The organism is Halomonas sp. hl-4 (assembly GCF_900215475.1).
Taxonomy (GTDB): domain Bacteria; phylum Pseudomonadota; class Gammaproteobacteria; order Pseudomonadales; family Halomonadaceae; genus Vreelandella.
Genome location: NZ_LT907845.1, coordinates 2354175 through 2367296 on the forward strand (window position 1 = coordinate 2354175; position 13122 = coordinate 2367296).

The window sequence follows — 13122 nt, forward strand, 5'->3', positions numbered from 1 at the left end:
TGGCCTGGCCGACAACTGCAGCGCCTGCCAACCGGCGGTGGGTAGCCCTGTCAACCCGCTGTTGGGCGCCAAACTGCTGCCCGCAGAGACGGACTTTGCGCTACCGGCCCCACGGCCGTTTGTGTTTAGCCGTGGCTATCTCTCCAGTAACGGCGAGGTAGGCGTCCTGGGTCAGGGCTGGTCGCTCCCAGGCGAATCACTGGCCATTACCCTGAAGGACGATGCCTGTATCGTCCACGATGCCCAGGGCCGTCAAATTACCTTTGGCGCACTGGCCCCCGGCCAGGCGCGCTTTTCGCCCACCGAGCAGCTATGGATCCGCCGTGGGGGCGACTCAACCGATGAAGAGAGTCACGCGCCTCGCTGGCAAGCCCTGGATGAGGCGCTACGTAGTGACCCTGAGCGTATCGTGCTCAGCGATACCAGCGGGCTTTACTATGTGTTTGCTGCCCCAGCCGATAGTTCTTCAGACGATAGCGCCCGCTGGCCCTTAATCGAAGAGCGCGACCGCAATGGCTATACCACCCAGTACCGCTGGGAACGTGATCTGCTGATGCGGGTAATCGACAGCGCCCAGCGCCACTATCAGCTGGTCTACGATGGCCTGTTACCCGCCATGCAGGGCGATACCGGCCAACGTTTAACCGGCGTCAAGCTGGTGCAGGAACACGACGGTGAGCTGGCGGACGAGTGGCTGGTGCGCTACTCCTATAGCCCGGTGGGGGATTTGATTGCGGTGCGCCACCGCCACGGTGAAGTGGTGCGCGAGTTTGAGTGGCAAGACCATATGCTCACCGCCCACCGGGTACCCGGTGGCATGGAAGCCCACTACACCTGGGATCGCCACGCGCCGGATGGCCGCGTTGTGGGCCAGCAGGAAGCCGGTGGGTTGTCGCGCTCTTATACCTATCATGTGGATCACACCCTGGTCACCGACAGCCTGGGCCGGGAGGAGCGCTACCACTTTTTCGGCAGCGGCCCCGGCCGCCGCTGGACGGCGCACACCCGCGCCGACGGTTCGCGGATCGAGTTCCGCTATGACCGCGCCGGGCATAAAGTCGCCACCGTGGATCCGATGGGCCACGAGACGCTGATCGAGCGGGATGAGTACGGGCAGGTAATCGCTCAGATCGACCCGGATGGTGCGCGCTGGGCCATGGAGCGGGATGTCCTGGGCCAGCCGATCAGTATCGAAGGGCCGGAGGAGCAGCGCTGGCAGATTAAGCGTAACGAGCTCGGCCATCCGCTGGACGTCACTGGGCCCGAAGGCACCACCGCCTTCGCATACGACAATGCCGATTTGCCCGACCGCCCCACGACCCTCACCGATGCGGGCGGGGCCACCCACCAGCGCGAGTGGAATGCCCTGGGCCAGGTCACCGCCCAGATCGACTGTTCTCAGCAGCGTACCGAGTACGCCTACGACCGAAACGGCTATTTGGCCAGCGTCACCAATGCGTTGAACGAGACCACCCTCACCCAACACAACGAGATGGGTCGGCGCATCGCCACCCAGCTCCCCGACGGGCTCTACTGGCACCACCATGTGGATACCCTGGGGCGCTTGGTAGAGTTGGAAGGCCCCCAAGGCTTTCGGCAGCAGTTCTTCTTTGATGACTACGGCCGACCGGTGCAGCGCATTGAGGCCGACGGCAGCCAGCAGTTTACCGCTTACGACGACATTGGCCGTCTCAGCGAACTGACCCTAGGCAACGGCGCGGTCTACCGCTTTGCCTATGACGAGATGGATCGCCTTGCCAGCGAGACCGGCCCCGATGGCCGCGAGCAGCAGTACCGCTACGATGATGCCGGGCGACTGATCGAACGTATCGAAGCCAACCGCACAGGCCCCGACGACCAACCGCTGGTCACCCGTTACGACTATGACGCAGCCGGTCGCCTCACCGCCCGACACCTGCCCGCCACGGAGCACGCCCCGGCCAGCACGGAGCAGTATCAGTGGGGAAGGAATGGTCAGTTACTTAGCGTCACCAACGATAATGGCGAAGTGGCCTTTAGCTACGACCGCGCCCAGCGCTTAATCGGCGAACAGCAGCGGCATGCCGTTAGCGGCTGGCAGTGGCAACTCCAGCATAGCCTGACGGCGACAGGTGCGCCCCAGGCCAGCCAGTTCGGCGACCTCCCGGCACTCAACTGGCACACCTACGGCAGCGGCCACCTACACGGCCTAAGCGCCCCCGGCCTGGATCTTGAGATCGCCCTGGAACCCGACGCCCTGCACCGGGAGACCCAACGCCGCCTCAGCACCAGCGCCAATGCGCACAATCAGCCGCTGGTGCTGGAGCGAGGCTACACAGAACTGGGCCAGTTGGATCACCTCACCTTGCGCAGCCCGGACAGCACCAGCCAGCAGGACTACCAGTACGACGCTCTGGGCCGGATGAGTTTCCGCAGCCTGCAAGGCGATCCGGCAGAAAAAGTCATCGCCTACAGTTACGACGCCGCCGGGCGCTTGATCGGCAGCCAGCACGGCGATCATGCCCACCGCTACAGCGTGGATGCGGCGGGTAACCGGTTAGAGCAGGGTGTAGACAAGCAGCAAGGACTGACGGATAACCGCCTCACCCAACTCAAAGGGGCGCGCTATCGCTACGACGGCGCCGGCAACCTGATCGAACGCCAACAGCCCAATGGCGAACGCCTAACACTGGGCTATGACGGCGCCAATCGCCTAGTGCACCTGATCCACGCCAGCGAGCTGGGAGCGACCCGCGAAGCCACCTACCGCTACGACGGCCTGGGAAGACGCATCAGCAAAACCGTGCGCCACACCAACGGCACCTCCGCCACTACCCACTACGGCTGGGACGGTGATCGAATCGTACGGGAAGAAACGGACGACCAGCGCACCACCGTCGTCTACGAGCCAGGCAGTTTTGTGCCCCTGCTGCGTATCGACGACACACAGCAAGGCCAAGTACTCAGCGCCTATATCACCGACGCCCTGGGCACCCCGATGCAGCTGGTCACCCCCAACGGCCAATCCCGCTGGCTCGCCGAACCCGACGACTGGGCAGCCGTCAAAAACCAACGCGCCGTGCGCAACGTTACCCAACCGATCCGCTTCCAAGGCCAGTGGCACGATGAAGAAAGCGGGCTTTACTACAACCGCCACCGCTATTATGACCCGCAGCAGGGGCGGTATATTAGTCAGGATCCGATTGGGCTCAGCGGTGGTACGAACTTGTATGAGTATGTGACCAATCCGACAGAGATGGTGGATCCGTTGGGGTTGTTTGATCGCCCAGGGGATATTGATCGATCTGGTCGCCAAGGACGTCGTCCAGGCGATCAATCTAGTCGGCCAATAAGGCGTACCGGCAATCCTTATTCTCGCTTTCCGCCTGCGCCTAGATCAAATTTAGAAAAGATAGGGAACTGGGGGTTAAATAAGGTCTGGGGCAAAGTTACTGGTGGACTTTCCAAGATTGACCCTGCTACTGCTGCGGTTTCGAAAGTTCACCCTTTCTTTGTTTTTGTGGGGGGGATGATTAATATCAGCGATATTAGTGTCAAGCAATCCAGATACTATGATCTTGATGGTGATGGGCTTTCGGATAGACACTTTGAAGCGGGGACGTGTGTCCCGGGTGAAAATTAAATGATTAAACAAGTAAGTTCGGATATTTGGAGAATAAGGCTGGTGGAAGGCGTGGTAATGCTTCCATTGTATGTCCTTTATTTTCTAGCCATTATTAAGCTTCCCGGATTAATTCAATTGTTTTTTTTTATAATTGGTTTTTTTAGCTTTTCGCCGCTGTATAAGTTTTTTTTTATAACTAGGCCATCATTTCTTAAAGCCATACCTAGACTTGGCTTTGCGTTGCTTATCTGGCTCTTACTTCCTGCTCTATTCTTTTATGCCTATTGATAGGCTGAAAAACCTGAATTCAACTAATAAGTGCAGCACCCGCGGTTTCTAGCGCTCCTGAATATTCTCCTAAGAACACCTGGGCTGGGGTTCGGTATCCCAGCCGCTTTCTGGGTCTATCGTTCAGCTTGTGAACAACGCGTCGCAGCTCTACATTAGTCACCTTCCGGAAGTCTGTACCTTTCGGAAAATACTGCCTGATCAGGCCGTTGGTGTTCTCGTTTGTCCCACGTTGGCCTGAGCAGTAAGGATCACAGAAATACACGGAGGCGCTAACCGCTTTTGCGACCGTCTCGTGGTCTGCAAACTCCGAGCCATTGTCTAGCGTGATCGTCTTCACCGCGCCCCGACGAGGCTTAAGTAACCGAACCATGGCTTTCTGCGTTAGTTCTGCCGTTACCTTTGGAAGACGTGCCGCCAACAAGTAGCCACTTCGTCGCTCTACCAACGTCACTATCCCCGCTTGCTTGTGCCCATAAAGCACCGTGTCGCCTTCCCAGTGACCGATGGTGAGGCGTCTTTCGATAGCAGGCGGCCGATGCTCTATCCCCACACGCTTAGGAATCTTGCCTAGTCCTGCGCTTTTGGCATTGGCACGATGTTTACTGCGACGCTTGGGCTGGCGGAGGTGTCGCCACAAATCGCCACCCTTGGCCTTATCGTCCCAGATCAACGAATAGACCCATTGATGACTCACCCCTATACCCGTCAACGGCGCCATAAAACCGCTAATCTGCTCTGGACTCCATTCTTCCCTAAGCCTGTCAGCTACGGCATTGATCAGGCTAGGGAGTCGCTTTGTCCACTTCCAAGCAGAGCGGCGTCTCTGATCGCTGTAACGCTGCGCTTTTGCGGGTTCATATCCCTTGGCACCTGAATTACGTCTCAGCTCACGGCTCACGGTACTGCTGTGAATGCCAAGCTGTTGAGCAATCTGACGTTGGCTCACCCCTACATCCCTGTGGGCAAAAATTTGATATCGTTGTGCCTGGGTCAGTTGTCGGTATCCCATACTCTGCTTCACTTTGGTCGGTAAGGCGGAGAGGGTACCGCTGCTGGCCCTCCTGCCTCTACCGTATGATCCAAAGTGCTGCAGTTATTCTATGAATTCAGGAAAGGGAGTAATAAAAAAACGCAACATGGATGTTGCGCCTATTCATCACCCACCAAAGGAGGCATGTTCTGTTTTCCTTGGCGGTAGCGTACCAGTAAGCACCTTTCGGCATGACTTACATAAAACTTCGGTATATCGTCAGCAGCGGCCACCTGCACGGTATGAACGCCCCCGGCCTGGATCTTGAGATCGCCCTGGAACCCGATGCCCTGCATCGGGAGACCCAACGCCGCCTCAGCACCGGTGCCAATGCGTACCATCAGCCATTAATGCTGGAACGAGGGTATACCAACCTCAGCCAGTTGGATCACCTCACCCTGCGCAGCCCGGACACCACCAGTCAGCAATCCTATCAATACGACGCCCTGGGCCAGATGAGTTTCCGCAGCCTGCAAGATGATCCAGCAGAAAAAGTGATCGCCTATCGCTACGACGCCGCCGGGCGCTTGATCGGCAGCCAGCACGGCGATCATGCCCACCGCTACAGCGTGGACGCGGCGGGTAATCGGTTAGAGCAGCAAGACAATCAGCAGGCGCTACCGGATAACCGCCTCTCTCAGCTCAACGGTACCCGCTACCGCTACGACGGTGCTGGTAACCTGATCGAACGCCAACAGCCCAACGGCGAACGTTTAACCCTGAGCTACGACGGCGCCAATCGCCTAGTGCACCTGACCCACACCAGCGAGCTAGGGGCTACCCGCGAAGCAACTTACCGCTCCGATGGCCTAGGCCGCCGCATCAGCAAAACCGTGCGCCACCCTAACGGCACCACGGCCACCACCCACTACGGCTGGGACGGTGATCGAATCGTTCGGGAAGAAACGGACGACCAGCGCACCACCGTCGTCTACGAGCCGGGCAGTTTTGTGCCCATGCTGCGTATCGATGACACCCAACAGGGCCCATTAGTCAGCGCCTACATCACCGACGCCCTGGGCACACCGATGCAACTGGTTACCCCCAACGGCCAATCCCGTTGGCTCGCCGAACCCGACGACTGGGCAGCCGTCAAAAACCAGCGCGCTATGCGCAACGTCACCCAACCCATCCGCTTCCAGGGCCAATGGCATGACGAAGAGAGCGGCCTCTACTACAACCGCCACCGTTACTACGACCCGCAGCAAGGTAGGTACATTAGTCAGGACCCGATTGGCCTCAATGGCGGCACGAATTTGTATGGCTACGTCACCAATCCGACGGGGATGCTGGATCCGCTGGGGTTGTTTGGGGCAAATATGCATCATTTAGAGCCATTTGGTGTAGCTGCACGGGAAGCACAAGGTGCTAATAGGCCAGCACCTACACCAAAGCCTGCGGGGCAGCACTTGACAGGCGGGGATTACCGTCCCGGTATTGGTGCATTATTCCCATCCAGCACGTCAGCCTTTGCGAAAGATCCACAATACGCAGAAGCGCTAGAATTCCAGGGCGCATCACGTAACAACATCACGCTGCCTGCAGCTTCAGCCGCGTTGGGAGCCCCCATGGTAGGTGCCGCCGCACCTGGGGCAAGTAGTGCTTCCGCCGCAGGCGCCAACCAACTTAGCCTGCGTGCTCTGTGCAGTGTTGCGACCGTCTCGCCGGGGGCGGCTGTTGGAGTAGCGAATCCAGGTGTACAAGGCGCGGCTTTAGACTTCATTGATAGCGCTGTGGGAGGAACTAGCCCTACGCCGGACTTTTATGGTGCTGGCGGTTTTTTAATAGACTTCTTCACAAGCCCCAAAGAGGTTTTGAGATGAAAAAATATCAAGAAAAACTATTAAGAAAGGCTAAAAAAATTAATTTTGGTTTTTTGCTTCTTGGAGTGCTGTCAATAGCTGCTGGTATAAATGTTTTTTTCACTGGAGAAATAGGGAGGGGGGGGGTATTAAATGATGAAAGCCTGAGAAAAATTTACTCTATTTTATTAGTAGCTTTAGGGATTGCCACTCTAATTTTTCTTACAAAAAAAAGGATCAGTAATGAAAAGTTAATCACATGCCTGGGTTAAACATACTTGGCCGGGAGGAGCGCTACCACTTTGTTGGCAGTGGCCCCCGGCCTGCGCTTTAGTCTGACCGACCACGACGCCGACAGCCTCAACCACGACTGGCAGGCCATTGAAGTGAACCACATCGGCGAGCAACCCCAGGCGCAGGAAGAAGACGGTATGACCCGTTATCACAACCAGGTCACGCTGATTCCCGGCGATGCCCGCTGGCGCGCCACGCCCAACCCCAAACCCCGCGTCGATGGCCCCCAGGTCGCCTTCGTGGTCGGCCCGGAAGGCGAAGAGATTCACTGCGACGAGCACGGCCGGGTCAAAGTCCAGTTCCCCTGGGACCGCTACGCCGAGCCGAATGAAACGGCCAGCTGCTGGGTGCGCGTTGCCCAGGGCTGGGCAGGCGGCGGCTACGGCAGCATGGCGATCCCCAGGATCGGCCATGAGGTCATTTTGTCGTTCTTGGAGGGTGACCCCGATCAGCCGCTGGTCACCGGGCGCACCTATCACGCGGTGAATACGGCGCCTTACCCGCTGCCGGAGCACAAAACCCGCACGGTGATCCGCACCCAAAGCCACAAGGCCGAAGGCTTCAACGAGCTACGCTTTGAAGACGAAGCAGGCGAAGAGCAGATCTGGCTCCACGCCCAGAAAGACCTAGAGCTACTGACGCTCAACGACCGCACCGAAGAGATCCGCCGCGACAGCCACCTCAAGGTGCACAACGACCGCATCAGCGAGATCGATAACGACGATCACCACACGGTGCATAACCACCGCCACACGAAGGTAGACGGCGACGACCACCTGATAATCGACGGCACCCGCCATGAGAAAGTCGGCCGAGCACACCTGCTAGAAGCAGGACGGGAAGTACATCAAAAATCTGGCGGCAAAACGGTGATTGATGCCGGGGCCGAGATCACCCTCAAGGCCGGGGGCAGTTTCGTCAAACTTGATCCTAGCGGCATTACGATTGTAGGCGCGCAGGTTAAGATCAACTCTGGCGGTAGTCCAGGGGTGGGGAGTGGGCAGGCGGTGCTGGATCCTTTATTACCTGTGGGAGTGGGGGCTCTTGCAATGAGCAATTACGATCAAGCGTTCGTCATCACCTGGGCAGGGACTAATATCCCTGCCGCTAACATGCGCTATCGAATGACAGACTCACGAGGTACTGTCGTGCAGGAAGGGCGAACCAACGAAATTGGCGAAACAGAGATGGCCCAGAGCCAAAGGCCTGGGCGGCTTCATATCGATATTCTGGAGGGATGAGCTATGACGTCGATTGAACGCGTACTAGGCGGGGCGGATGCATCTTATACCCCAGAGGACGATACGGTCCGTGTTGAAGTGCCACTAAATATTTGTGACAAGCAGGTGCCGCCTGCTGCCCAAAGCATTCTCGGGCGATGCGAATACTCCTACCGGCCACTGCACGAGGAATATATAGAAAAGACTGGCGTTACTACTTGGGAATACTTCAGGTCATGGGTCGAAGGTTGGGATCCATTCGATGACGAAGGCGTCTTTAGACGTTTGCTAAGGAGGCGTGACCAGCTAATTATGCCCGAAAGTACTGACGAGGATTGGTCTAGGCACGCCAACTTCATGGTGCGACATGTCGGTTGTGGTCATGCTCCGCCGGAATATTATGTGGGTTATGGCTATTACTACTGCTCAATTTATGGTGCCAAATTAAATTTAAGGTTGAGTATGGAGGGGCAGTTGTGGCTAAGGCAGGCGCGGCGTCTTCTTCAAGTGAATATAGAAGATGGTCTTGATGATAATATGCGTGGCGATCAGATCGAGGTGAATAGCCAACGCTACCCTAATCGGAGCGTAGCTATGAGCGTCGCCCAGTATGAGCTGGAGGTCGACAATACGACTTTCAAAACGTTTGCCTTCAACACCCATGTTCCGGCGTATCTAGATGCCGGACTGGCGGGTTTGCGCCTGGATGACCTAGCCAAAATAGGCGGCCAACCTAATATTGAGGAGTGGCTTGATGGTGAAACATGGAGTCAGGCCATCGGAAGTGGTGCGGAAGTATATGGTGAGAAAGGTTCAAAAGGGATTCTGCTAGAAGCAGCCGAAATTACTGGAGAAGTGCTTGTAGACACGGCAAATGATGCTGCCAATATGGGCCGGGATGTCGGCGATGCCGTGGAAAATGCTCTGCGGTCATTGGTACGACACCTCCGCTAGGTGAGATAAATTTATGCGATGGTTATGGCGAGGATTAATTTTAGCGGCGGTGGTAGCACTGATTGTGGGCTATGGCTTGGGAGATAATGAGATGTGGAGCAGAGTTCGCAATGATTTTATGAAGGATGACAAGCCTTATGGGGTGGGTGATTTTCGCGTTCATGGTGAAAGTGTCATCTCCATGAAACTGGCTAAGCCGGAGCTAACGTTTAAGCCCATGACTCAGGAGCAGCTTGATGATCCTAATTCCAAAGCAGAGTTTTCTGAAGAATGGATGAACGACGTTCACCAGAGAGCCAATCGTCGTACAGTGCGCATTCTCACTGGCCAGTTGAATAGTGGAGTTTCCACACGCTTCGAGGAGCCGGCCCAACAAGCTGATTGGTGGTTATCGCCAAACAGGAATACTATCTATCTGGCCACCGGCTGGACGGACCGGACCCAGGAGAGCCTTCCTGGACAGCGCTACCTTCCTCAGCTTACCCAACTGTTCAAGTCTACAGACCAAGGCCAAGAGTGGGAAAAACTCCGCTGGCCCGAAGACCAGGACATTACTTTCCTGCGTTTTCTCGACCCCCAGCGCGGCTATCTGGTTGGCTGGGGCCCAAAGGTCTGGCGCACGAGGGACGGTGGCGAACATTGGAATGAGTTGCAGGTACCCGGAGGAGCTCGTAATCCTGAAAATCCCCGTGAGCAGTTCGATCTTGTGGCGCTAGGGGAAGACAACGTGCTGCGCATGGCTTTCTATGACCACGCTACCGATACCAGCCAAGTCCATTCTTTGCCCTGGGGAGAGGATATCTCCCAACAGACCCTCACCATCCCCGGACATACCGTGATGGACATTGCGGCCAATACCGAAGGTATGGTGTTTGTGTTGACCACTCAGGGGGCACCCTACTTCTCTCTTACCACGGAGCAGCGAGAAGCACCTCGACCTAGCGTCGTGTGGAGCTGGAACGGTGATACCTTGGAGCGATTGCATGAATTTCCGCCCGAGCTAAAGGGCTATGCGCTGTACCTGACACCAGAAGAGGGCCTTCTTTTTGACGGTGTCAACGAATCTAGTCTGCAAGTTAGTAACGTTACTGCAGTGAGCTACGACGGGGGCGGGAGCTGGAAAATCGAAGATGAAGGCCGCAGCGCCGAAGGTGGTTATTACGACACGCAAACCGGGGAGCGCTGGCGCGTCTCGGGCTACTCTCTATATCGGCGGGAGATTCCCTAAATAAAACGGCGCTAATACGACGCCCTGGGCCGGATGAGCTTCCGTAGCCTGCAAGGCGGCCAAGCCTCCAAGGTCATCGCCTACAGCTACGACGCCGCCGGGCGCTTGATCGGCAGCCAGCACGGCGATCATGCCCACCGCTATAGCGTGGACGCCGCTGGGAATCGGTTAGAGCAGCAAGACACTCAGCAGGCGCTAACGGATAACCGCCTCTCTCAGCTCAACGGTACCCGCTACCGCTACGACGGCGCCGGTAACCTGATCGAACGCCAAGAGCCCAACGGCGAACGTTTAACCCTGAGCTATGACGGCGCCAATCGCCTAGTGCACCTGACCCACGCCAGCGAGCTAGGGGCTACCCGCGAAGCCACTTACCGCTACGACGGCCTAGGCCGCCGCATCAGCAAAACCGTACGCCACACCAACGGCACCACCGCCACTACCCACTACGGCTGGGACGGCGACCGCATCGTTCGGGAAGAAACGGACGACCAGCGCACCACCGTCGTCTACGAACCGGGCGGTTTTGTGCCCATGCTGCGCATTGATGACACTCAACAAGGCCGGGTGCTCAGCGCCTACATCACCGATGCCCTGGGTACGCCGATGCAACTGGTCACCCCCAACGGCCAATCCCGCTGGCTCGCCGAACCCGACGACTGGGCAGCCGTCAAAAACCAGCGTGCTATGCGCAACGTCACCCAACCCATCCGGTTCCAGGGCCAATGGCAAGACGAAGAGAGCGGGCTTTACTACAACCGCCACCGCTATTATGACCCGCAGCAGGGGCGGTATATCAGCCAGGATCCGATTGGGCTCAATGGTGGCACGAATTTGTATAGCTATGTGACGAATCCGACGGGGATGGTGGACCCGCTAGGGTTGAGTGGTGGGCCTTATGGGCTAGGCGGCGGCCCTTATTCACAGTCAAGTCTCATTTCCAGATCTGCGGAACAGGCCGAATCAGCAACTAAGAGCTGTAGCGTCAGTAGTAATCATTTGATTGGCTTTGGGCAGGGAGCTGCATCTGTTATAGGAGGAAATGTTAATTTCCTCAGAACTCTATCTAGAAATGTGGGGCTGCTAGGTAGAGAAGAGATGAGGCGAGTAACAATAGAGGGTAATACAATTGATGAGGCAGCTAGGCTCTATGCTTCGAATGACTTTGTGCGCGAAGAGGCAAATTCCAGAGTAAAGGATTACTGCGGCGAAGGATTCATGGCTGGAAGAGCTTTCATGGGAACACTTACCCGCTTGGGCCCTACCGCTTTATATGGTGATGTGTCCGAAGCGGTAGAGGATCTAATCAAAAAAAAATCCTCATGTGGAAAACGAAGAAGTTGTCTACCGAGCTCTTGAGGCAATGTTTCATGGGAATTAAAACACCTGTAAAAGCATTAATATCTTTTTGTTTTTTTTGCGCTTTCTTATGGGTTAGTTTACTGCTGTATAGAGAATACTTTGCCGTATGGATGTTAATATTATTTTTATATCCACAGGTTATGGGAGTACCAAAGGATGATGGATTTTGGAAAGTAATGATTTTCATCAATCTTTACTTTTCTGCACTGACTTCCATGGTGCTCGATTACTATATGTGACCATATTAATTCCGGATTCAACCAATAATCGCAACCTGGATATTGTCCCTTCACATTCGCAGAAGAAGAGCGCTAGCTGTCTCGTCATTGACCGTGATACTGGGGAAATAAGATGACGCTATGTCATAGGGGCGAAGGTATACCCTCTATTACAACGATAGTCGATGGTTATTTGTATTTTGGCCGTATTTCCGGTCATACGGCGTATTGGAGTAGCGCATTAGTCATGCGTATTGTATAGAGCTTCTGCACTGCAAATGATTATTAACCAATATAAAGATGACGATCAGCACTGTTGGCTGGTGCGCTACTCCTATAGCCCGGTGGGGGATTTGATTGCGGTGCGCCACCGCCACGGCGAGGTGGTGCGCGAGTTTGAGTGGCAAGCGCATATGCTCACAGCCCACCGGGTACCCGGCGGCATGGAAGCCCACTACACCTGGGATCGCCACGCGCCGGATGGCCCGGTGGTGGGCCAGCAGGAAGCCGGTGGGCTGTCGCGCTCTTATACCTATCATGTGGATCACACCCTGGTCACCGACAGTCTGGGCCGGGAGGAGCGCTATCACTTTGTGGGCAGTAGCACCGGCCTGCGCTTTAGTCTGACCGACCACGACACCGACAGTCTCAACCGCGACTGGCAGGCCATTGAAGTGAACCACATCGGCGAGCAACCCCAGGCGCTGGAAGAGGACGGTATCACCCAGGGGGATGCCAACGGGATGACCCGCTACCACAACCAGGTCATGCGGATCCACGGCGATGCCCACTGGCGGGCCACGCCCAACCCCAAACCCCGCGTCGATGGCCCACAGGTCGCCTTTGTGGTCGGCCCGGAAGGCGAAGAGATTCACTGCGACGAACACGGCCGGGTGAAAGTCCAGTTCCCCTGGGACTGCTACGCCGAACCCAACGACACCGCCAGTTGCTGGGTGCGCGTTGCTCAAGGCTGGGCGGGCGGTAAATGAAGGTCTCAGCGCTGTGGAGCAGGCGCTCGCGGCTGATGAATCATACACGCTAGGAGCCACTATGCGCCGATATCAGTGGGCAGCAGCAACATTGGTCATTTTGATAGCAGGATACGTGATAGGGAGTGGG

Annotated in this window: 8 protein-coding genes and 1 pseudogene; 8 read left to right on the plus strand and 1 reads right to left on the minus strand. The window is 56.5% G+C overall.

Annotated elements, in window-relative coordinates; all coding sequences use genetic code 11:
- Positions 1 to 37: 37 nt before the first annotated feature.
- A complete protein-coding gene (locus tag CPH17_RS20270) occupies positions 38 to 3622 on the plus strand; it encodes an RHS repeat-associated core domain-containing protein (RefSeq protein ID WP_231896570.1) in 3585 nt (1194 codons plus the stop codon).
- Between the two features lie 289 nt (positions 3623 to 3911).
- On the opposite strand, the gene CPH17_RS11145 is transcribed toward CPH17_RS20270, so the two are convergent.
- Positions 3912 to 4904 (minus strand): IS30 family transposase, encoded by a 993-nt coding sequence (locus CPH17_RS11145; RefSeq protein WP_074394883.1) that lies wholly within the window; start codon positions 4902 to 4904, stop codon positions 3912 to 3914.
- A gap of 212 nt (positions 4905 to 5116) precedes the next feature.
- Here CPH17_RS11145 and CPH17_RS11150 point away from each other — a divergent pair, with 212 nt between their 5' ends.
- The 7 genes and pseudogenes from CPH17_RS11150 to CPH17_RS20520 all read left to right on the plus strand — a co-directional run bounded on the left by CPH17_RS11150 (position 5117) and on the right by CPH17_RS20520 (position 12992).
- A complete protein-coding gene (locus CPH17_RS11150) occupies positions 5117 to 6748 on the plus strand; it encodes an RHS repeat-associated core domain-containing protein (RefSeq protein WP_074394836.1) in 1632 nt (543 codons plus the stop codon).
- On the plus strand, positions 6745 to 6999 hold the full coding sequence (locus CPH17_RS11155) for a hypothetical protein (protein WP_096299502.1): 255 nt from the start codon (positions 6745 to 6747) through the stop codon (positions 6997 to 6999). The genes CPH17_RS11150 and CPH17_RS11155 overlap by 4 nt, the downstream gene beginning before the upstream one ends.
- Positions 7000 to 7035: 36 nt before the next feature.
- Positions 7036 to 8049 (plus strand): annotated as a pseudogene (locus CPH17_RS11160) (type VI secretion system Vgr family protein); the annotation flags it as partial.
- Positions 8050 to 8265: 216 nt separating this feature from the next.
- Entirely contained in the window at positions 8266 to 9195 is a 930-nt protein-coding gene (locus tag CPH17_RS11165) for a hypothetical protein (RefSeq protein WP_096299504.1), read from the plus strand.
- Positions 9196 to 9208: 13 nt separating this feature from the next.
- Complete coding sequence (locus CPH17_RS11170) at positions 9209 to 10423, plus strand: WD40/YVTN/BNR-like repeat-containing protein (RefSeq protein WP_096299506.1); 1215 nt, start codon at positions 9209 to 9211, stop codon at positions 10421 to 10423.
- A gap of 33 nt (positions 10424 to 10456) precedes the next feature.
- A complete protein-coding gene (locus CPH17_RS11175; protein WP_096299508.1) occupies positions 10457 to 11782 on the plus strand; it encodes an RHS repeat-associated core domain-containing protein in 1326 nt (441 codons plus the stop codon).
- A 499-nt stretch (positions 11783 to 12281) separates the two neighbouring features.
- A complete protein-coding gene (locus CPH17_RS20520; protein ID WP_074394832.1) occupies positions 12282 to 12992 on the plus strand; it encodes a hypothetical protein in 711 nt (236 codons plus the stop codon).
- Positions 12993 to 13122 lie beyond the last annotated feature (130 nt).